The organism is Proteiniphilum sp. UBA1028 (assembly GCF_002316955.1).
In the GTDB taxonomy this organism is placed as follows: Bacteria; Bacteroidota; Bacteroidia; order Bacteroidales; family Dysgonomonadaceae; genus Proteiniphilum.
Window position 1 is genome coordinate 23,824 of record NZ_DCEN01000002.1, and the last position, 24,830, is coordinate 48,653.

The following is a 24,830-nucleotide window of genomic DNA, read 5'->3' on the forward strand; positions in this document are numbered from 1 at the left end:
GTCATCTACAAAGAGATCCTGTTCAATGGGGACCCATGTTTCCGGATTGCGGAGCTCCAGTCGTGACACAGAACCATCACGATAGGTGACCATCACCTCCCCGTTGGGCACATGCACCTGCATATGATTTGTAGAGCCGGCCATCAGCAGGTAGACATGGGATGCTTTTCCCGCCAGGGGGATGGTGATCGCCGAGGGGTAGTTGTCCCACAGCGACGTGAAAGCAATGTTCGCCGCATCATCGGACGGTGTCCGGAAAGGTATTCCAAATGGAGTTTCAAAGATTCCTCCACGACTGGCCTTTCTCAGTCCACTGTCGTCGATTGCAGCGGTGAGACTGGGGTGGCACCATTCACCAATTCCCTGCTTGGGTATCTGAAGGGTGGTGAAGGGTGGCCTGGGAGAGAGGTACTCGTTGGTAAAGACCTGGTGTACCGACGCATTCATATAACTATCCATCGGGATGGTTTCATATACCTGCTTTTTATTCTTCAGGTTCCAGTTGACGATCGATGTGGCAAGGAGGATCTCGTTGTTCTGTAGCAGCTCCACTCTGTTGGTACCGAAACGGGCTATACCTGCAGGCACATCGAACCGCGGAGAAAGAGCCCCGGCAGAAAGCACATATTCACTTTCCAGTAATTCACCATTCACCCTTATTTTCAGGTTGGCCTCCCTGTGAAGCTGGTTACGTATCCGAAAGCTAAGCAGTGAATCCTCGGGGTCATAAGTCAGCTCAAAAGGATCTATCACCTCAATGTCGACTGCCCTCCACCACTCCATCTCACCCTCTTTCACCCGGGCAAAGAGTGTGCGGTGACCCGGTTCACCCCTTACGGTGCCCCGGATGATGTTGCCTCTGGTCGTCGCTCCCTCTAGAACTTTCTGCGGATCGTACAGCTCCCGAACGTTGTTGTCCATGGGAATCTCCATCACTTCGTTCTGCACGGCCGTTGCCTCGACAGCAGTGGTGGCTGTTTTTGTTCCTTTCCAGTCAATCTCCACCAAATATTCATCTGAGGAGCCACAAGAGATCGCGATCACCGGTGCACCCACCGACTCCTCCCTGTTCCACTGCACCTTGCGCCCATTGACGGTGATCGACCCAATCCGGTCGTAGGGGGCATGCAACTGAAGGGTCAGTGCCAGCTTCCTGGTGAATGAGGACTTGATATTGTATCGGTCGGTCTGCCCTACTCTCCTGAAGTCAAACGCGATGTCGCGAGTCTCTAAGGAGGCGTAGTCCCAGTCGGCAGGAAGCCCAGGACGGATCACCAACCGCTCATTCATCGCGTCGGGGAGGATACCAAACAACCCTTGAATCAGTGTGCGCGAATAGACACCCACGGGATCACCGAAGTCACGATAGCACTCTCCTCTGGCAGCATCATAGAAGCTGACCTGTCCGATGTTACCGGGGCTAGCTCCCAGGTACATGCCATCCAATATGTTGCTTTTGAAGAGCCGGAATGCCTCTTCGCTCCTGCCTGCCTGCCAGTAGGCAAGGCTGGTATGTCCCACTTCGGCAAAGGCTACGTTGTTCACCGACCAGGAGTAGGGTAACCAGTTGGTGGTAGAGAGGGTGTAATAGCCCTCATCTTCCAGTCGACGTGCCCTGACCGGTATCCGGGGAATCGACGTATCTACATAACGGGTAGCCTGGTAAGCCTGAAAAGGAGTGTGAATCCTTGAATCGATAGCATGGTACACCGTCCAGAGCCCTGCCATGGGATGGATCATCTGTGCTCCCATCAGGTCCTTGTACTCTGCCCACCACCCCTTATGAGGGAGCCAGAGTGTGGAGTTGATTGCCTTCAGTATCTTCTCTGCCTCCTTTTTGTAAGGTTTCGGATCCTCTCCGATTTTCTCGGCAATCATTGCCGCCATCCTGTTCGCCCGGTAGTTGTAGGCTGAGGAGTAGGTAACCGAACCGCTGTTGTACTGCAATGCGTCGCTGGCCCAGATACAAGCATAGGCATCGTAGAGTCCGTCATCGTTGGGATCATAGTTGCGCTTCTCCCATGCCAGGTGACGCTGCAGCACCGGCCACATCTCCTTCACATAGTCCATGTCTCCCGTCCAGTTGAAGTGCCACAACAGTTCATCAATATAGACCAGGTTCATGTCGTAGTGGTGCATCTGGCTGTTGTTGCGGGGATTACGGCTGATATATCCGTCACTGTACATCTGTGTACCCCACCTTTTCTCCGCCCTGGTCAGGTTCAACACTGTATCCTGCGCCGGGTGTGCTATCACCGGCTTCACACCGGTCACCTGTGAGGCAGCATATCCGTTGAAATGTTCTCTGGCCCGGTCGTGCCACCCGATGGCATCGCCGGTATAGGCGGCTCGCCAGCCGTTCAGTGGCATACGCCAACCCACGGCACCGTGCTGCCATACTGCTGTCTCCTCATCCCAGATCCCGTCGGCCGCGATACTGAGCACCCCTCCCAGGGGGTTGAAATAAGGATCGGGTGTATTAATTCTTACGGTGCCTGCAATAAGACGCCGTTTCTGTTCGGCCTCTTCAAAGAGAGATGGCAGCATCTCGGGTGTCAGCACCTTACCGTCGTCCCCCTTAATAACGATATAGACCTCATCACCTGAGAGAGGTGATTGTGCAACGAGGAGGGGTCTGTTGTCGGTTGCGCTGGAACGAGAGAGGGCGGAAACAGTGTTGAGGCTATAGGGAGAGCCCAGTTTCAGGGTAGTTCCTTTGGAGAAAAGACCGCAATTATGGAGAGGACCACCCCGGGTACCCTCACCATAGGTCAGCCTAAACGATTCGTTACGGATCACGAACCGATTGCCCTCGCAGCCCTCCGCCTTGAGTGCGAACGCATCGGGATCATCCACCCCCAGGTCTCCGTTCCGGGAGAAACGACGGTTACTGGCTCCTCCATAGAGGGTGACGAGCGTGGCATCTTCAGGGACATCGTTCGCCTCTACCCGCAGGATAATCCCCTCCGCATCTGCCAGTGCCAGTGCGGTGATCGTCAGCTTGCCGGAACCCAACAGCGGATCCTTGATCTCATAGATACGGCTTCCGGCTCTGTAGACAGACTTCACATATTCTGCATCGTTCAGCCAGAGGCTCTTCCCTCCGGAGAGGATCCCCAGCTGGATGTTACCACCCATGTGCGGCATAAAGAGTCCAAATTCAGGCAGGTCGCCGGTTTCGATCCTGAATGCCGTATTGGTTCCGTAGAGTGCCCGGTTAAACTTCCGGTCACCGTTCACGATCACGAAATCCTCTCCTTCGGGAGTATATCTCAATTCCCGTTCCTTGTCATGCCAGGAGCCCATCGGTTGAGCCTCCATAGAAATAGCAACGATAAACAGCAGCAACAACGAAATAAGCGTTCTCATAAACATCAATATTTTAACGGGCTCTCCGGCACGACGACCAGATTCTCTCTCCCCGGCTCAATGAATAATCAGGGCATGGGAGCCAGACCTTCCCACTGTACATTCCACTTTCCATTTTTCGGGAAACCGGGGGTGTTTTTTTCATTACCGTCCCAGCCGGCGCACATCATGGCCACGGCAGTGAGCAGCCCCCCATTACCAGGAAGATAGACACGTAAACGCGCATCCTGGTAGTTGTGACCGTTCACAAGGTAGGTGTTGGTCCGTTTATCCATCAGCAAGGCACCCACCGCTTTCTCCGGATCTCCCAGACGGGCAGCACTCATGGCGGTCATCGGGTAATCCCATCCCCATGTTTTGCCCCAGTTCCAGTTGTCCCAGATCCAGTTCAGTGTATTCTGCATGTAATCGCGACGCACCAGCTTGCATTCGGGCATCATGCCGAGTGCACCCAGTACCGCCGGATGATCGGAGGTGAAGCGGATATCCTTGTAAGTGTCTGTTGCATCCTCCGATGCCAGATAAAGACCATCGGAATTGTAGGCAAGGGGTGAGAGCTTATCGATCAACTCGTCCCATTGCGGCTTGCGTTTCTGTCCCGCACGTTCCCGCCATTGCTGGGCCACGGACATGGCATAATGCCAGTAGGACAATTCAAACGGCGGATTGATGGTTTCCGAAGCACGCAATGTTTCCTGGGCGGGGATGATCCCTTTCAACACATAGCGTCCTTCCAGTTCGTCATACGTCGCAAAGGAGGCCATAAATTCCGCGGTTTCTTCGACTAAGAAACCATATTTTTCAAGCACTTCCTCCGTCGGGTTGTTGCGATAGATCAGCTCAGCCATATAGATGAAATGGGGTTGCTGCCAGATAAGGAAGGAGCCCACTTTCGAAGGGGCCTCCGTTGCCGAGGGATCGGTCATCTTCATCCAGCGTACGCCCTCAAACTGCTGACGCTCAGCAATGGCCTTGGCTTTCGGATAAGCAGTGGCATACCAGTCCATGCTTCTCTCGAGCAACTCCGTTCTGTTCCACAAGGCAAAATGAACGGCATGCCACCAGTGCATCTCAAGATGAAACTTGCCGTACCAGCTGTTGTAGGTCAGCCCTGTCTCCTGTGGGGGATAGATGCCTGCCGACTGGATGGCCATCAGGTATTGCGAGAGCACGACACGCCGTTCCAGCTCTGCTGCGCGCTCGTCGGTGCTTTTCGAGAAATCGACCGCGCCGCCATTTTGCCAGAAAGCAGTCCAGTAGTCCGACGAAGCCTCAAACGATTCCTGCACAGGTACAGCATCGGCTTCCGGTAATTTCTCTGTAAAGGTACAGGTAAATGCAAACGAGTCGCTGCCTGGTGTGAGCACAAAGTAATGTGCTCCTTTCTCGGTAAGGGTTGCTTCACCCTCAAATTGGAGAGCGACATAATAGACGGTGGAATCGAGTGTTCTTTTCAGCAGGTAGGAATGCTCATCCTGTGCAACTATTTCGGTTCGATGTTTCTCCGGCATGTTCCAGTCGGTGGCGTCGTCGGCATGTCCTCCTGTGGGATAGGGAAAGCGCAGGTTCACCTGCATCATTCCCTTACCAATGAGGGGTGACTGAAGTGAAACAGCCAACCGATCCTTGTCGGGGTGCACGGCCGTTTTCACAACGGCGGTGTCAACACCGACCATGAAACGGCTGTGAATGACTCCCTCCCAGAGATCCAGTTCCTGATTCATATCGGTTAACTTTTCAGAGTTCAACATATTACCCTCCGGGTCGGTCAGCTCCAAGCCGATGTAACCGAGATGCAGCCGATGGGGGTTGACCCTGAAATAATCGGCGGCAGCCTGGCTTCTGCCCGGCTCATTGAACTGCACCGCATAGGGTTCGTTCCAGCCTCTGAAGTTGTAATCTTTCAGTGTCTCTTCGGCCGTGAAGTCCTCGATGTTGGGGAAGCTGTGCCATCCCCATTGCGACTGCGTACCGAGGGGTACCCCTTCGGCATAGATCTCAGGGAAGGTCTGTAACCCCGTGGCATCGACTGTCACGGCGAAGTTACCATTACCGACAGAAAGTGACGACAACGCTTCAAATTCGGTAATCCTGGGGTTGTTACGCTTCACTAGCGCAAGCCGGTCAATCTTACCGGGCTGACTGTCTCCGCAGGAACAAACCGCTGCGGCGAGGAGCAGTATTATAAACTGCCATGTTCGAGAAAATTTATTCATAGTCGGATGTAATTTTAAATACAAACCCGGAAGAAGTCTCATATCTCCCTCCCTGCATGGCAGAGAAGAGATAAGCCGGTTTGCCATTTTTCATCAATATCTGGGGGCGCTCAAACCGCCCGTATCGCTTCAGGTGATCAGGAGCGGGTGGTTCATGCAGGTAGGCATCGGCACCGAACCAGGCAATTTCAGGTTCACTCCAGTGGATTCCATCTGCGGAGGTGAAGATCAGTCCCACTTCGTGGTCAAAATAGCCCATATCCCGCATCAACATTTTAAAGATGCCATCCTCCCGATAGACATAGGCATCTTCCACCTGCTTGTTGTCGCCCAACGAGGAGAAGTCGACCACGGGATTACCGCTGTAACGGGTATAGGGACCTGGCACATTGTCGGAAACGGCCAGGCCATACTTTCTGTTGGCACGGATAGGGCCCGACTGATTCCGGTACTCTTCCTTGTTCCATGATTTATAGTAAAGCCATGACTCTCCGTTTGGATGGGTGATAAAAGCGGGGTTGGTAGTGTTGCAGTCGTCCCACGCTCCCTCTTCACCCGCCTCCAGAAGAGGCTTGTCGCTTCTCCTCCAGGGCCCTTTGAGAGAACTGGCGGTAGCCACTCCAATACGCTTGGTGTTCACTGTCTTGTCGCTGTTACCCATGTAAAAGAGATAGTAGACGTCACCAATTTTTTGAATGTGGGGATTGTGACAAGTGGTGGCATCGAAATATCCGGGACGGGGTGCAAGCACGGTACCCAGATCTCTGTAGGGACCTTCCGGGGTGTCAGCCACTGCATGTGCGATCTCGCTCTGATGAATCCATCCTCCCATGCCGTATTTCTTCGGCCAGCGAGAGTAAAAGAGATGCACTTTCTCCTCTTCATCGAAGATGGGTGCGCAACACCAGACGTAATACTCTTCCAGCTCCATGATCCGCCCCAGCGGTTTCAGTTTTCTGCTGAAATCGGATAATTTCTTCTGAGGATACTGCTTCACAACCAGCGAATCGATGCTCTCCTTCAGGAGTGAATAGTGGTAACCTCCAAAATCGACGAGTGAGTTGAGATAGAGTTCCACATTGCTATAGTCATCATGCAGGGTGAAACGCGATGCATCCGATGGGTCTGCGGGATCAAGCCCTTTCTCTTTTTCCCACCTATCGGGCATGCCGTCTCCATCGCTATCCAAAGAGCTCTCCCCCTTTCTCAGTTGCGGCCATCCGCCGACAGCCTCCTGAGAATCGATGATGCCTTTATTTCCACCGCCGTAAGATTCTCCTCCTTCTGCGGCACCCGTTCTAACCTCCTCTATTACTCTGCTGTCGTAGGAGTCTCTACGGTGACTGCAACCGGCATAGCGAAGTACCTTTTCGTAGGCGATCTCTGCGAGATCTTGCCTTATCGGTGCAAAGGGATAGGGTTCCGTGGCTCTGATCACCGGTTTTTTGGTACCCACTCCCTTCCAGTTGTCGGCGGTCACTTCAACACTTCCAGCCATGATGTTACCGGCCATATAATAGCCACTGGTACCATCTTCTGCCGGATCCAGAAACCAGGCTTTCAATTCAGGAGATGTCGCTGGCCCAGGCTTGTAGTAGTTTGCCACGAAGTTGATTCTCCCGTGACGGCCACCACCATATGCCGCTTTATATCCCCAGTTGTAGACCACGTTGTTTCTGAAATCAACGGGTGCATATCCATCGGAAGCAAAACGGGGATTGCGGCTGCTGTGATGCGCCAGCAGGTTGTGATGAAAAGAGGCGTTACTGCCTCCCCAGATCCCGCCAAACCCGTGGGCTCCTTTGCTGTGTGCCGACCTGGAAAGGCTGTGAGTGATCATACACCATTGCACCGTCACATTCTCCACCCGGTAAACAGAGAGAGACTCGTCTACCGACCACGAAACGGAACAGTGATCGATGATCAGATCTTTCACCCGCATGGCCCCCATGGCATCATCCTCAATCGCATGCAGGTCGCCCATACGTGCCCTGATAAAACGGATAATCACATTGTTGGCCTGCACATACAAAGGATACCCCTTGATGCAGATACCCTCTCCGGGGGCACTCTGCCCTGCAATGGTGATGCTGTCATTTGCAATGATTAGCTTCGACTGCAGATCAATGGTCCCATCCACATCAAATACCACGATACGGGGTCCTTCCTGCTCAATGGCATGACGCAGACTTCCCCGGCCTGAATCGTTCAGGTTGGTCACCTTGATGACCCTGCCGCCTCTTCCGCCGGTGATATATTTACCGAATCCTTCGGCAGTAGGAAAGGCCGGTGCCTGTGCACCGGCCATACCCACATGAAGAAGAATCACACACAATGGAATGATTAAATACTTCAACATCCGTAAAAAAAATCCTTATAGTCTATATTCATAGCTCCCAATTGATAAAATAACCTCCGTTTAAGATTTTAATCCGAATTTCGTCAGGGTTATTATACTTAGGACATACACGATCAGCAATAATATTAAAATCATTATATCTCTTGGCTATTCTAATCATTGATGGATATATTTTACCTTCACATGGAAATTCCAGCATCATCTCATCCAAAATGGTCAGATCATTTTTCTTTGTGTCCTCTGAAAAAGGACGAACACCCAGATTAAATACCCCTCTAATTCCTTTATCCGGATATTTGCGAGATCCTGTAGGTGTAACAGAAGTCCATGCATCAGTGAATCCCTTCCATGTAACTCCTCCATTTGGGAAATAATTATTAACTCCCTGATTGATCAACGCGGAGGCTTCTGTATATCTTCCCAAGTTATTTAAAGCTTCTGCAAGCATAAAGTATAGATCGGCAGCTCTGTAGATATAAATGTGCACATCATCCTGATAAGCATGTTGACGTGTAGAACTACCTATTGGACGATACTTATGAATAACATAATTACCTGAATTATCGGCTCTAAAAGTAGCACCAGCTCGTCTGTCGGAAATAGATCCACCTAGTGGGTTGAATTCTGTGTCGAAAAACCGACTCATTCCTATAGATGATGGTGCAAGCAGATATTCATTTGGATATTCAGAGCCAAAATGTCTCAATAAATCATTGGTCTGATTTTTAGAATAGTCATAAATAATTGCCGATACTGTTTCCTGAGGTAAAGGTGTTGTTCTATCCCATATTCCGGAATAACCACCATTCATTCTTTCATTGCGCAGCCATGTTGTTGCATCACTGTTTGAACTGCCGAATTTCTCATTCATGGCCGCCAGAATAAGATTGGCAGCTGTCTGATAATCACCACTCCACAAGCAAAGTTCAGCATAGAGTGCAAAATACTCTGGAGTGGTATAGTCCCAATAGCGATAAATGCTTTCAGCTGTAGGAGTATATGGATCCAACCATTCTTTCCAAGTCATGTTTATTTTTCCGTTGACACCATCAAAACCTTTATCCAATAGATCTTTACAAGACAAAACAATTTCATCCAGATCCTTTAATGGAAACTGGGAAAGATCTGTCTTTTCACGTAAGGGATCATTAAACCAAAGCGCCCTACCGTATATTTTTCCTAAAGTTAAATATACCCATGCTTTTACCCTAAGTGTGGAACTGATTAAACCCTTATAATGTTCCATATTAATGGAAGATGGGTTCTTTTCTTTGTAATCGTATAATTTTAACAGGTAATCATTACATGCAATAATCACATCATAATAAGGAGCCGGATCAGCATAGGAATTTCCACTCAAATTATCCTCATAGTTGTATATACGGTATAACTCACTGGGTGTATTATGAGTGGTCTCCAATAATTCACCCCTGGTATCAGTCAAATAAATCGCTTTGTCCCCGATTAACTGTACTTTTGCCATAATACCAATGTATCCGGCATACATTTCACTCTCCTCATCAATGTATTCTGTATGGTTCAGTAAATCATCTGTTGTCACGTCGAAGAAATCCGTACAAGCATACACAGACATGATGGATATGAGAAAAGCATATTTTAAGATATTATTTTTCATTTTATTTAGAATTGAAGATTTACACCGAACTTGATCACTCTTGGTTGAATTAATTTCGCAAGATCGAAACCTTGGATATTAGATGACTGAGAATAGGAAAACTCAGGGTCCAGACCTAAATAATTGGTCATTGTAAGTAAATTTTCCCCTGACACGTAAAGTTTTCCAGAACGAATGAAATTCAATATTCTTTTTTCAAAATCATAACTAAAAGTAATATTCTTCATTCTGATATAAGATGCATCCTCAATCCATCGAGACGAAAAAGAGCTGTTCCCTAAAGGATCATTCCATTGTGCGCGGGGAATATCGGTTACCTGTCCCTCCAGGTTCCATCTGTTCATAACAGCAGTACTCTGATTACCAAAACTAGAAAGAGACTCCAAATTTCTTCTCACTACATTGTAGGCTTGATTCCCTTTTGAATAAGTAAATTCAGCTGTAAGAGCAAATGAATTATAGCTGACCCTTGTATAGAATCCTCCGAAATATTTTGGAGCAGGATCTCCTAAAAGCACTCTATCCCTATCATCAATAATATGATCTCCATTTATATCTTCAAAATGAATGTCACCTGCTAGAAAACTGTGACCTTTCTTATTTTTAAGATTTGCTGATTCTGCTTCATTTTGAGTGGAGAAGACTCCCAATGCACGAAAACCATAAAATTGATATGGTGACTCTCCAGCTTTGGTAACCATTTGTGCTCCATCACTGAATTCAGTGATCAAGTGATCATAACCACCAAGTGAGACGACTTTGTTATTATTAAGGGCGATATTACCACCAACGATCCACTCAAAACTGGGTGTTCGTACAGGTGATGCTTGAAAAGATAACTCTATTCCCTTATTCTCTATTTCCCCTAAGTTGTCATAATACCTGGCTGTACCAAAAACCGATGACTGTGGTAATGCAAAGATAACATCTTTCGTTCGGTTGTGATATAAATCTAGAGAAATATCTAATCTATTTGAAAAAAGTCTGGTGTCAATCCCCACATTCAGTTGGACATTATTTTCTGGTTTTAATTTTGTATTTGAGATATTCCCTCGTACAATACCAGAGATGTTCTGATAAGGTAAATTTGAATAATAGAATTTGCCGAACTTAGAGGAGAATCGGCTATTTCCGGTCAATCCACATTCAGCTCTCACATTCAACAGGTTAACATATGTGGAGTTAGAGATGGGCAACCAGCCTTTTCCTAGCCATGTTACTCCTACAGAAGGATATGCCGAAAAATGATTCCCATACGCCCCTACAGAAGAAGCACCGTCAAGAGACATATTGACAGAGGCAGAAAGCTTTTGATTGTAGGTGTAATTGGCATGTCCATAAAGATTCATCCAATTCCATTTTTCCAGATAACCTGTGAAAAAACGTCCAATTGACTGTGTATTATTCAAAGTTTGATAGAAATCACTAGCCGTATTTCGTCCGCTTCCAAGATCATATTCATTCATAGATACGATCGCCTGTGATCCTGCCAGTAAGTTCAACACATGTCCTCCACTCCATCTATTGTTATACCGAAGATTCAGGTCATAATAATGATTACGTGTTTCGGCAATTCCGACTTTAACTGTATTCTGCGCTTCCCCAAACTGATCATAAAATGGAAGTATTGCCTGATCATTTAATCCCGGAACAAACTTACTCTCCTTGTTGTAATTATAAAAGAATCCCATTGATCCTGTAAGAGTAAGATTGGGTCTGATTTTATAGCCCAGTGTTGCCTTTATATTGATATCGTATTGGCGGCTACGTATATCCAATGTTTGGGTAATAGCCAATGGATTACTCATTGCAAAATCCATATTCTCTAATCTCCCAAAGTGATAAGATGAATAAGAAGACAGAACATTTCCGTCAATATCATGTTCATATGGACTTAGTACAGGTGATTTTGCATATGCTGCCAGAACAGGGTTTGTCTGATTAATCATACCCTGATCCTGAAATTTTCCATTTAGAAATGCTAAGCCAAAGGTCGCAGATAGTTCCATCTGCGGACTGATCAAAACATTCGTATTTAACAATGTATGGTAGCGTTGTGATGAAGTGTTGTGCAAGGTTCCATTTTCGCTCATATATCCTAATGAGAGGTTGTATTTTGCAATGGCATCACCTCCTTCTACCTTAAACATATTGTCAGAAATAAATCCGTTCCTATAAATTTCACTTTGCCAATCAGTAGAATTGTTATACAGGTAGTGAAATCTGTTATTTGGATCACTCAAAAACTGAAAATCATTCAAAAATTCCATCATATTATCATAATAGGTCATCCCCACATCAGATAGATAGGACTTGTATTCTATTCCCTGAAGTAAGGGTAGTCGTTGGTTGTTCCAGCTCACCCCATATTGACCATAATAGCTAATTTTTGTTTCCAGGTCAGTTGAGTTGGCTTCATCTGTCTCAATCAGAATCACTCCATTCGACCCCATTGAACCGTAGAGTGAAGTAGTAGCTCCTTTAAGAACAGTTATATTCTGTATATTTTCGATATTAAACGCCTGAAAAATATTTCTGGAAAAACCATTAATCAGCTGTGACTCTTTCTGATCAGGTAAATACGGCACACCGTTTATCACAATCAGCGGAGCATTTTCACTAATGAGAGATCGGATACCCCTGATATTCAGGTAGCTCCCCTCACCAGGCATACCACTACTCTGGATCACCTGTAAGCCAGGCACTTGCCCCGACAATGCCCTATCAACTTTCATACTACCTACCTTGAAGTCTTTATTTGAAATATTCATTGTGGAAGTAGTGTGCTGATCAACACCTTCAATTTGAAAAGGTGACAAAAGAGATTCATTATACTTATATTGATCTTCTCGAATCATCATAATGGTAACCTGCTCCCTTCCATTTATTGGTTGACTAACTGAATAATATCCTGGTGACCACACAGATATTTGTGTCGACTCGTTTCCTCTATACGAAAGAGTGAAAGTCCCATCCTGGAATGTGCTCACGTTCTCCACCTGAGAGATTGTGACAATAGCACCTTCAATTGGTTCATTCTGTGAAGAGATAACTCTTCCGCTGATTGTTCGCTTATCCTGTCCTAGAATCGAAAAAATAATTGAAAATATAAGCGTTACAACAATTACTGATATTCTATTTATTCTTTTCATGTTCCTCTTGATCAAAAATATTAATAACAGTTCTTGGTTGGACGTAAGCACCAGTGGTGTAGAATTGTTCTATTATTGGTCACATTCTTCCCATGAATTGAAATTTCAACGGGAACGGCTTCATTACCTTCAATCATGACAACACCAACCCGACCCCCATCACGGTCATAGTTACCTTTTTTCTTATCAGTAGCTTTGCTTAAATCATAACCCTCTGGATATCCTTGCCCACCTCGGTCGTAGTGATAAGTTGTAGAGGTTAGTTCAGTGTTAGTAATCGTTCTGATTAGCTCACCATTGAATGAGATCTCCAAATCGTGTCCAAGTTTCTGCTTAAAACCTAAGCACAAATCATATTCACCCGGAGGTATCAAATATGATGAGGCGGTATAGGAACCATCCTCGTTAGACCAAAACTTAAAAGGTACAAAATTCAAAGTATACTCTTGTACTTCTGTATTTTCCAGATTAAAATAGAGAACCCGATTCTCAACTAACGGAAAACCAGCAGCAGGCCATCCAGACCAACCAGCAACTTCGGTCACAACTTTATCAAACACCAAGTTAGTTGAAGCAAAGTATTTCTGTTTGTCACTTTCTGTTAGAAATTCATACCACTTATAATAGTCTTTAATTCTATAGATGAGCACATTGGTCGGTATTTTCATTGACTCAACATAATAGGCCACCCCATTACTCATCTGTACAGGATTGTCCAAGTTAACCTGCTGAACGGTTGTACGCCATTGTTTTCCAAATACAGATGTTAAATCTTCATTATCGATAAAATCCTGCTTCTGATACTGTTGATTGAAAAATGCTGATTCAAATATCCAGTTTTCAAGTATCGTATCATTCCTGGTTAATCCCCATGTACTTAAGCTCTCTTTTGCCGTGTAAAGTGCATTATTTACCACCTCATTAGATGGTAGCAACATGGTAGCGGTAAGTGATTCTGACATGATGTCGAAATTATGTGCTGTGAAATAGGGATTTGTTGTGATAAAGACACTGTCATATACAGTACTACCAGTATTATCTACACCAATCGGTATACTCGCATCCCTGTCGAATTCCCTTTGATTTCTGGAAAACACCATTTCCCTGAAAATTGAATAATTATCCCCCAAGCTTTCAAGAATTTCATACAAAGATTTCGGCGCAATGATGAAGATGTCAATCTCATAAATATAGGCATCGTTCGTTTTTATCACCTTTGTCACCTTGGCATTGTTGAATTGAATCCGATACGCTCCATTTAAGCCCTTTTCTTTTATAATATTCACTGCTTTGCCTGTCCACATAAACAATCGCTGACCATCAGACAAATTTTCCGGGGATAAAGCCACATCAGAAATATGTGATTTAGCAAGGTATACCTTATCTTCATTACCTTCAACTCCGGAATTGATAGCATTGTTGTTTACAACCATAATTGTAAAAAGCTGGTCTCTACCCTGCATGTGCTCAATCACACCTGTTTCCTGAAACAGCCCAAACATAGAACTATAAGCTGATTCAGATTTCAAATAGTCAACTGCATTGGAATTGACTATGGTGACATTTTCATTGTTCACATTATTATCCTGCGAATTGTAATGTGCATCCCACCCGCCGTTACAGGAGATAAAACCTGCAACTATAAGTATTAAAACGAGAAAATAATTTATTGTTTTCATTGGATTTCCTCAATTATTGGTTCAAACTGTAAATAATCTAACATTAAGCGAAAACTTTTATTTGTGCTGGCGCTTGGATCGGAGATCACAATCTTAAAATCATATACACCTGTTTTACTCAGCTCAAGATCTTCATAAACTACATATTGATATACATTTAGTGTATTTGATGGCACCGATGCAATTGGAGAGAAATCAGTTACATGTTCTCCATCAAAAGAAAATCGCATTCCCCCACCATTGCTGCCGCCGGACATTTTCCTCATAAAATCCATTGAGGAGGCATAACCGAACTGCAATGTTACCTTATATTTCCCTGCGATCAACAATGGTGTTTTCATCTCAATTGACCCCAAGTAACCCAGACTTAAAATCATAAAGTCCTTATACATCGCATTTGCAAAGCTATTACTAGCTTTCGCCGTGAAGTAATCAACATTATTAAACGAAGAAAGTGGTGCACCTGGAGTGTTTAGAATCTGTACTTTAAAAATGGGAAGTGTCGTAATAGCCGTCCTATATTCGGTACTTGCGTGTGCTGTCTGATAAACCTGCCCTGTTGTTCCTTTCGAAGCAATATAGGCTGCTATATCAGGATGGTTACAGAAATCCCAAAGTACATTTACGGGAATCTCAGACTGCCAAACCGGCAGATATCCGTCTACCTGATGTAGAACCCCATTTTTTGCATATATATTGGAAAATGATTCAACGAAACTTGCCTTGACGTTCCCGCCTCCTCCAAAGTTAATATAATAAATACCATCATCTTCCAGTGAGATCTCAAGCACAGATTCTGATTTTGTCCCCCATAATTTTTTTTGATCAATCCCATCAAAACTGTAAAGATTAAAAAGAGGATAATTACCAGCCATAATGTGGTAAGCAATATATTTATTTAATTGATTTTCAGGTTCTTTAAAATTATCCCCCGCTTCTAACAATGTAACCAAATCATTCACAGACGTGATACCATTATTGCTATAGATCTCATCTGTCACTGCCAACACTGTGTAGTCTCTTTTTTGCTTCAATAAAGAGCCATTGGGTTGCTTGATTTCGTCATAAATAATCCGCAGACTATCACCCCAACTAGTCATATCCAAGGCTCCCTTGAATATGGAATAATTACCATTTTCTACAACTCTATCATAAACTGACTCAATTAAAGGACTGAGTACACTATTAATCACGTAAACATAACCATTGGAAACTGGAGTTGCAAACTCCGATACCTGTGCTTCTTCATTAATGTAGACGGAGTTAAATCCTCCGTCTCCTGATGAATCATCAAAAGTTACAGTCAGAAAATCATCGGATAACGTTTTCTCTTCAAGTCTGCCTCCTTTAATAAAGCGATCAATTCCAACAGAGTCATGAATGATATGGTATTTAGCCAGATTGATCGCATACTCTTTACTTAAATCCTTAATTGAGCTAATTCCGCGTTTCTTGTAAAACTCCTCAACAGCACCATTGCCAGGTACAAATACTGTAAAGACCTCAGTAGCTTGATTAATGGCATTGAAAAGGTCAGCGTACTTTAAAATTTCAATCCATTCTGAAAATTCGTCGGAACGAGTTTCAAGGTAGGTTGAAACTGGATTGACATTATATACCTGAAATGTTGAGTTTTCATACGGATCATCACATGCATAAAACAGGATGATAGTCAGACAACATATTTTGAAAAAATGCTTCGGATGATTAAAGTTATAAACCATCAATGATGTTATATAGGATCTGCTATTAATCACACTCTTGTGGGTATATGGCTTAGATATTCGTTTCATATTGTGATTATTTTTGGGTTACATCGTAATAAGGATTCTGAGTCAATAAATCATTCGTTTCCAATTCAGAATCGCTAATAGGCAGATACCAAGCATTTTCGTTTTTCAAAACTGAACGAAGCCAACTGGTATTTGCCGATGAATTATTTTCTACTATCAAATTGATAAAATCGTCCTTATATTTGAAATTATTACTTTTGCCAAAGCGTAAAAGATCGTACCAACGCTTACCTTCGGCTGCTAACTCCATGTCCCTTTCATTTAATAAAAACTGCAGCATTTCCAACTCATCTGTCTCATTAAGGGAAATATCCAAATCTATAAGGTTGGAGCGGTTTCTGATTTGATTGATTATTTCCAAAGCTTCCGACCAACCACTACTTCCTTTCCAGATGAGTGCTTCAGCTTTCATCAACATCACATCTGCCATTCTATAAATAATATAATTGGCATCTGGCTGCACCCTTATAGCAGTTAAATCATCAATTTCAGTTCCACTATATTTCCATATGCAATATGCCAGATTTTCGGATCCATCCTCTCCTAGTGTCACGTATGCGCCAAAGTGACTTCTAACTGGAATTTTATCCTCTTCGTAAAGCGTTGTCGCTTCACTCACTAAACGTTCAGCCATCGCAGGCGTATATTGATATGATGCATTTGTTGCAATAGTAAAATAATTACTAGGGGAGTAAGATGTTTGATTGAACACCGAATAGTTCCAGTTCAACTCAAAAATGGATTCATTGGAATTACCTGGATTAAATATACTAAACCAGTGTTCAGGTATGGTCATAAAGGCAGGTCTCTTTGGAGAAGTTGAATCAATCAGGTAATCAGCATAAATAATACAGTTACCATAGTCCTCTGACCATAAACAGACATCAGCCATCAAAGCATATAATGCCCATTTGGTTGCTCTGCCTTTACTTGATCCATACCATGCATCATTATCGAAAAACTCCTTTGCTGCATTGAGATCCAGTGCTGCTGTGATATCTGCCTTTATTTGTTGTATAATCTCTTCTTCTTTTGATTTAGCTATGGAAAATGGAGCAGAATCATCCACATAAGATTCCAATATTAAAGGTACTTCTTTAAAATTTCGCACCAGATAAAAATAGGAAAGCGCTCTTAAAAAATATGCTTCAGTTTGATGTGACTTCATAGCCTGAACGGTATACGTCTCATCGAAATTTTGGACTTCGGGGGCGAAAGTGATCACAGAATTAGCCATGTTAATTACTTTATAAAACTGTTCCCATCTACATAGAGGAGATGAGGCTATAATCTGGAAATCTTGTAGTTTCCCTTTTTCAGTTGAATTATAAGAAAAGATAGATGCCCCTCTTAATTCACCCCAATCAATAAGGAATGGTGTGGTTTGACGTAAATAGAAGTAACCTGATGCAATTACGGCTTCAACTTCTTCTTTTGCTTTCCAATAATCAGCTGTAACCTGTTCATTATTTGGTAAAATATCCAACCAATCATTGCAGCTGATAAACAACAAGGTTGTAGTGACGATTAGAACAAAAACTATTTTCTTCATAAATTATGCTCCTTTTTAGAAATTCAGATTAACTCCACAAGACAACCTAATGGATGCAGGTGTATTGGCATTGTCCTGAGCAATTCTGTTCGCTTTGCTCGGGATGGAGACTTCTGGATCCTGTCCAGTATACTTAGTCCAGGTTATCAGATCATATCCAGTAACAAAAAAATTCATATTGTTGAAACCCAAACCCCTAGAGAACTTCCTGGGAACTGAGTATGTCAGTGATAAGGTCTTAAGCCGCACAAAAGATGCGTCTTCTACAAATCGATCAGAACCCAGAAAATTGTATCCTTCATTATAGAGTGCACGGGGTATATCAGTATCGTCACCCTCATTACGCCAGCGTCTCAATACGGCTTTGCTCTGATTGTTTTTATTATACATTGACTCGTTAGCAATTCGCGTAGCATTGATGATCTTCTGACCAAGTCGCCCATGAAAGAAAGCATTCAAAGTGAGCTGTTTATATCGGATACTGATTCCGGAGCCAGCAGTGACTACCGGCATGAAATTACCAAGATAAACAATATCATATTCATTGATCACACCGTCATGATTAATATCTTCATAAATCGCATCGCCCGGATATACGGTCGCTGTTCCATTTTTCATGATAATGGGATTTCCTTCCACATCGTTCATTATATTACCCTCTCTGTCTCTGGCGTAAGTCGATTCATGGTTCTGATAAACACCGCCGTAACGATAACCAAAAAAAGAACCAAGAGGCAATCCCTCTTCCACTCGGGTAGCATAGTTTCCATTGTTAAAAGAGTAATTTTCCTGTTTCATATTTGACGGTATTTCAATAATCTTATTGATATTCCGATTCAGATTAAGATAGGCACTTACCCGTAAATCATCTTTTTCATATAATACTGCATCGGTGCGAAATTCCCATCCAATATTGCTCAACTCCCCCGAGTTGAAATATTTTAGAGATGCATAACCCGAACTTGATGGAATATCTACATCCGTTTGTAACAAATCGGAAACATGCTTTTGATAATAATCAAACGTAAATCTAAGTTTATTGGTAAATAAACCTATATCCATACCAGCATTATACTCCGTAGATGTTTCCCATTTCAATTTATCGAGTTGTATCCTAATAGGATGAACCGCCGACATATCCATGTACTCACCCAATGAGCCAAATGCCCCGAGATAGAGAGACGAACCACCAGGAGATCTGCCACTCTGCCCTAAGCTTAAGCGTATCTTTGACTCATCCAACCATTCTTTTGAGTTTGCCAGAAAAGGTTCGTTCTGCATGTTCCATGAAAGGCCGAGGGTTGGAAAATAACCGAATCTATTGGACCTTCCCATAGCTGAATTTCCTTCCATCGTAAGTGTAAACTGTGCTACATAGCGGTCCATCAAAGTGTAATTCAACAATCCAATTCCAGAAATTTTACGTACTTCTGTGTCACCTGAACCTATTCCTTCTACTGTACTACCAACGATAGGATCAGAAAGACCAGAAGATGCATTACCAGAGGTTGTGCTTGTGTAACTTGATTTTTGTGATTGTGAGGTACGAAATACTCCAGTTGCCACTAGATTGTGTTTTCTCTCCCAGTTTTTAATAAAAATTAGTTTGTTCTCGGTTTGCAGATCCATCTGATCAGAGGAACCATCAGTACTTTGATTTGCATACTTGTCCGTCCATACAACCCCAGTGACTACCTGAGGGAGAAATTTCCTGTTTTTCAAAGTTCGCATATTGATAGATGCCCATCCAGAATAATTGAGACCCGGAGCCACTTTGTAGTCCATTCGAAAAGTGAGCTTTGATTCACCCTGCAAAGACTTGTTAAAACTCTCATTTGCCATTGCAACGGGATTATAATTGGACGAACCCTTGAACTCTCCCTCGAAGTCTGCAGTCTGGTAGGAAAAATATTGCGAAGTTCGTTCACCGGTAATTTTATCAATCCAATAAGGTGATTTATTGGGCATTTTCCTGAACGCTTCGGTACGCACAGTGGAAGCCCAGTGATTATCTCGATCGGTTTGAGAATAGGTCACATTGGCTCCGAATTTTAATTTATTTGAGAATTGGTAATTGATATCCAAAGAAGTGTTTAGCCTTTCTAATCCGGTACCAATGGTGGTCCCTTTATCTGTTAAATATCCCATCGACAATCGATAAGTTGCCCTATCACCACCACCTCCCATTGAAAAGCTATTGTCCCATATCAAACCATTCCTTCGTATTTCACCTAGCCAATCTGTTTCCTGATTGAATTCATTAAAATAGGCCCAATCAGGTTCAAATCCAATTTCAGGCGTATCATAAAGTAGCCTCAAGTAGATATTTGAGGGACTGGACATACCGATGTAATTGGCACTATTCCATATTGCCTCCTGCATTAAAGCTGTATACTCGCTACTATTTAGCATTGGGATTGTCTTTGGTTCAATCCTGGATGTTAGTTTTGAAGAGAATGAGAAGTTGGTCTTACCGGAGGATCCTTTTTTTGTTGTTATCAATAGTACACCATTCGCACCTTGCGTACCCCAAATTGCAGTAGCAGCTACATCTTTTAACACCTCTATCGATTCGATATCGGTTGGAGCAATATTGATCAACGCTCCCAGATCTTCATTGTTTGCTGTAGAAAAATCGAAATCTTCGCTGATATCTGTTGAATAAGGAATCCCGTCAATAACAATTAATGGATCAGATGAAGCATTGAGGGTGTTGGTCCCCCGAATACGGATTGAACTCCTTGCTCCTGGATCACCCCCGCCCATAACGATGTCTACGCCCCCCAAACGTCCTTGCAATGCCTCTTCAACCGATACGACCGGTGTTTGAGAAACAATATCCTCCATTTCAATTTTCTGAGTGGCACTAACCATCTCTTTTCGACTAATTCCCATATCGTTTCGCTCAACCATTTGAGCGCTGACCACTACTTCATCTAATAGTTCTTCACTAGATTTCATTCTAACATCCAAGGTCTTCTGACCGGTATATTTAATTCTCTGCGTCTCCATTCCAATAAACGAAAAGACTAGAGTGATATCCCCTTCTCCTCTGGGTATTCTTAATCTGTAATAGCCTTCTATATCAGTTGCAACCCCACCGATAGATCTATTTTGGGCATTCATTATATTTACGTTAACACCAATCATCGGCTCAGCTTTCCTGTTAATCATTTCAGTAACCTGTCCTGTTACAATCTGTTCTTGGGAAAGTACATCTTTTGCTAGTAAAAGCAGAATGATTATTATAGAGAGTTTTAAAAATTTCATACGATCAATTATTATTTTTCAAAATCAGAATTAAAGTATAGCCTCTATAAGATGAAACCCTCCATCATTATATGCGAATGGAAAGTAGTCGTATGAAGAGGTCACATTCACTTCCTGACGATCATCCAATTGTACACTTATGGTGTTACCTTTGTCACTATATTTCAGATTTCTTCCACTAGCAGTTTTATAGACTCCACTTTGCATAGCTGATCCCAGATAGGGATAAGTAGTAATTACATTCTCAGGTGAACGGAGGAAATACGAAAACAAATAGTTCTGAAGCATTCCAACATCAATTGACTCTGCCGAAATGGATCCGTCAGAAGCTATTGTACCATTTGTTATACCAGGAATCAGGTTATCAGCAAGAGCCACTTTTATTGCTTCGTTTGTGGGAATAAAAGCAATAAAGCGTCCCATTGATAATCCCATGATGTTGGTACCCACAACCATATTAGCTTTTTTCAACAATTGAGAAAACGAATTAAATGGATATCTAGCATCGTTGGTAACAGCAATTCTATAAGCGAGGCCATCTGATGCCTCTTCTTCAAAGAAGACTTCCCCACTCCCATAAGAATACGCTTTTCCATTCGACCACGGAGCTCCGTTATTGGTAATCTCCTGGAACGGAACAAACAAGGTTCCGTTGAAATCAGGCTCAATAATCCTGTTAAACAGTGCATTATTGGTAATCATACCATCTTTTATATACCAATAATTAAACGGCAGTTGGGTTGCAAGTACTTTCTTACCTGCAGAGCTTAAACCCATACCCCCATAAACGGTATGCATATTCACCATACTTTGTAACTTACCAGCTGACACCTCTCCCATACCATCTTCGGTTATTTCTTGTAAAACCTTTCCGGTAGTATATGACATCAGATACATTTCTGCACTGTTAATCTGTGCTTCGCTCGGTATTAACATTGTAAAACTCACATCGCTTGAAACAAAAGAGTTGAGTAAGGTTGATCCTTCCAATGCATACAAATAGGGTGTATTTACCTTGTCTCTGAAAGCTGGACCAACAACAGATGCAAACAATGGCGGAGTATCGATATGATCCAAACCGTAAAAACTTCCATTTATGCATATTTCCTTATCCGCAATTGACATAGGATCGAAATCGAAGTAGGTGCCATACGCATTCATCACTTTCCGATTGACAATCTCTTCAGGAAAAACAATTGATCCACCGTAAACATATTGACCAATCATATATCTCATTACCAAAGGGTCTACTTCATTAAGTGTTGTATAATCTCCAATTTTCCAGTAGCGGTTGAAAAAATCGTTCAACGCATTATTGGAAAGTGCAAAAATGCTATAAGACTGAGAGGATAATGCGCTAATATCCTGAAATGAAGTTACAGGCCACTCCATGGCGATTGGGGGCAATGCTCCATGTTTATGCAGATAAAGAGAGTCTACCCCAATGGTTTCCCCATAATCAGACGAGAGAGTCTGATCATACTCAAATGTGCTATAGGAATCGTAAAGATCAAAAAAGAGAGAATAGTTTTCTCTTTCTTTCATCTCTGTATAAATAGTTTCCAGTGGATCTAACACTTGGTCAATTGTGTAAATAAATCCATTATCTGCACGAATTTCATACTCCTCTACTGAAGCATTAGAAACATTAAATCCGTCATCTCCTTTCCATTGTGACTCAGGATAAAAGTATTCATAGTTGGTCTTGGCATCAATTCCTTTCGAATTAAAAAATCGGTGAGAAAACACCGGAGCAAAGCGTTCTAAATGATAAACTGTCACCTGTTTACCCTCTGAAGTTACCTCAATGGACACTTTGTTGCTACTTCTTGTCCTAAACTTATAGTAAAGGCCAGCGTTAATATTTTTATCTTCATCAGTAGCCAAATCACCTTCCGGCCGGAAATTAACCATCTTATTCTTGTTGTAAGAATAGTATAGCAGGTGAAATCCAATTAGCTTTCTCAACTCATCCTTATCTATATCACCAATTTGAGAATACCCCTTACTGGATAGATATCCAGAAAAAGCATCATTAGTTGGTGCCATTATAGTAAGAATACTCTTCCCTTCTACAATTGGCTTAAAACCAGCCAATTCAATTCCCTCGAGAAAAATGGAATAATTTCCTTTTTCCATTAATACATCCCAGGTACTCCCTTTCAACCATGCTGGTTCTTCATAATGTTCAAGCATCTTGTTTTCGCAGGACAATAGGACCATGACACTGACAATCAACAAGCACGACATTTTCATGACATATAACCTATTTTTCATGTTTTAAGTAATAATTAATTATTTATATTTATCAGGGTATTCTAACGAAAATGTATAATTCTCAATATTAGTATATCCGTTAATAGCAATCTTTGTTGCATCAGACGGATCATCCATATCCAACCCCCACTCCTTTTCGAAGGCATCTGGCATACCGTCCTGATCTGTATCCAATGGCAGAGAACCTGATTGAATGATACCCGGACCACCAATGGGGAACTGTTCCGCGTTTGTTTCATTTCTTATGATTGTACCTTTAATACCCAATGAGGTTAGCTCCTCCACCAGATAGGAGTCTACCTGATCACGCTTGGGAAGTGATGCTCCCACATTCTCGACGATCCACTCATATGCCTTATCAGCTGTTGTTTGACTTAGAATCAATGGATGTAAATCTGAACGAGAGTCTAAAAAAAGAGGCGATCCGGAACAATCTTTTTCCCAATCCATTAGTCGACCGTTTAAAGTACCGTCTTTGTCATTGTCAAAATAATTACCCCGCCAGAATGTTCTGAATTGTGAATTTCCTCCAGAGAATGGCTTGGATGGATTAAGATAGGAAACTTCAGTTACAATTGAACCATCTGCCTGCGCCACCCCTCTATAGGATTTTCCGAGTCCAACAATAAAATAATTATCTTCTATTGTTGTTTCTGATAATCCGCCAGAGTCACCTCCCATATCATAAGCAGTGCCACTACCCCAATTGTAAACCGTATTATTGACAAATTGATTTAATCCCTTTACCTTGGGATTTCGTGAATTGTTGTTGATATACAGATTGCGGAAAATAGTGACTCCATCATTTATTCCGGTCTGAATCAAACCTCCACAAGAGTGATTCTGGAGACCATGCCCAATAATACTGTTCTGAATTGTGATGTTTCGAGGAGGGGTGCCTTTTCCATCACCATTGATGGAGAAATTCTCATCCCGTCCCCAACTAAAAGAACAATGGTCGAATATTATATCAGAGCCATTCGCAACCCCTGCCGCATCTGCCTGACTGGGAAATGCAGCCCCCATTCTTACCCGTAAGTATCGTACGATGGTATTGGTTGCACCACTTGCCGATAATCGCCCGCCATAAAGTACAACTCCATCTCCAGGAGCTGTTTGACCTAATATGGTCTGATTACTTTTTAATACAATAGGCGTTGCGCTAAGCTTTATGATTCCTGCCACATCAAAAACCACAATCCTGTTCGACATACTGACAGCATCTCGAAAGGACCCAGGACCATTATCATTCAAGTTCTTGACATGGTAAATTTCTCCACCTCGCCCACCAGTAGCATTCCTACCATAACCTTCAGCCCCGGGAAAAGCAAGAACTCCACCGGGGAAAATAGGAAATGCTTTAGTTTCTTCTTCTTGATCCCCGTTATCTTCACCTTCATTTGAGACATCTTCACCTGTCGGAATTTCAGGAAAAAGATCAACTTCTCCATTCTTGTCAACACATGAAAAGGTAAATAATCCTATCAATAGAATAAGGAAACAGTCTTTTATTGCTTTCATAATATA

Annotated in this window: 11 protein-coding genes; all 11 read right to left on the minus strand. The window is 43.0% G+C overall.

From position 1 onward, the window contains the following. The coding region (locus B3Z75_RS00135; RefSeq protein ID WP_294066308.1) for a DUF4450 domain-containing protein at positions 1-3,369 on the minus strand (3,369 nt) is incomplete at its 3' end. 68 nt (positions 3,370-3,437) lie between these two features. Further along, complete coding sequence (locus B3Z75_RS00140) at positions 3,438-5,585, minus strand: hypothetical protein (RefSeq protein WP_294066313.1); 2,148 nt, start codon at positions 5,583-5,585, stop codon at positions 3,438-3,440. Further along, positions 5,578-7,944, minus strand: a complete 2,367-nt coding sequence (locus B3Z75_RS00145; protein WP_294066316.1) for a family 43 glycosylhydrolase — start codon at positions 7,942-7,944, stop codon at positions 5,578-5,580. Before B3Z75_RS00145 ends, B3Z75_RS00140 begins: the two co-directional genes overlap by 8 nt. A 28-nt stretch (positions 7,945-7,972) precedes the next feature. Continuing rightward, positions 7,973-9,580 carry a RagB/SusD family nutrient uptake outer membrane protein gene (locus tag B3Z75_RS00150; RefSeq protein ID WP_294066319.1) on the minus strand — a complete coding sequence of 536 codons (1,608 nt, stop codon included), beginning with the start codon at positions 9,578-9,580 and terminating at the stop codon, positions 7,973-7,975. 5 nt (positions 9,581-9,585) lie between these two features. Further along, entirely contained in the window at positions 9,586-12,732 is a 3,147-nt protein-coding gene (locus B3Z75_RS00155; RefSeq protein ID WP_294066322.1) for a SusC/RagA family TonB-linked outer membrane protein, read from the minus strand. 20 nt (positions 12,733-12,752) lie between these two features. Further along, positions 12,753-14,411 carry a fasciclin domain-containing protein gene (locus B3Z75_RS00160; RefSeq protein WP_294066325.1) on the minus strand — a complete coding sequence of 553 codons (1,659 nt, stop codon included), beginning with the start codon at positions 14,409-14,411 and terminating at the stop codon, positions 12,753-12,755. Continuing rightward, on the minus strand, positions 14,408-16,204 hold the full coding sequence (locus tag B3Z75_RS00165) for a DUF5108 domain-containing protein (protein ID WP_294066329.1): 1,797 nt from the start codon (positions 16,202-16,204) through the stop codon (positions 14,408-14,410). Before B3Z75_RS00165 ends, B3Z75_RS00160 begins: the two co-directional genes overlap by 4 nt. 7 nt (positions 16,205-16,211) lie before the next feature. Continuing rightward, positions 16,212-17,756, minus strand: a complete 1,545-nt coding sequence (locus tag B3Z75_RS00170) for a RagB/SusD family nutrient uptake outer membrane protein (RefSeq protein ID WP_294066332.1) — start codon at positions 17,754-17,756, stop codon at positions 16,212-16,214. A gap of 15 nt (positions 17,757-17,771) precedes the next feature. Further along, positions 17,772-21,026 (minus strand): SusC/RagA family TonB-linked outer membrane protein, encoded by a 3,255-nt coding sequence (locus tag B3Z75_RS00175; RefSeq protein WP_294066336.1) that lies wholly within the window; start codon positions 21,024-21,026, stop codon positions 17,772-17,774. 30 nt (positions 21,027-21,056) lie between these two features. Next, on the minus strand, positions 21,057-23,303 hold the full coding sequence (locus B3Z75_RS00180; protein WP_294066339.1) for a fasciclin domain-containing protein: 2,247 nt from the start codon (positions 23,301-23,303) through the stop codon (positions 21,057-21,059). Positions 23,304-23,321: 18 nt separating this feature from the next. Next, entirely contained in the window at positions 23,322-24,824 is a 1,503-nt protein-coding gene (locus B3Z75_RS00185) for a pectate lyase family protein (RefSeq protein WP_294066342.1), read from the minus strand. Positions 24,825-24,830 lie beyond the last annotated feature (6 nt).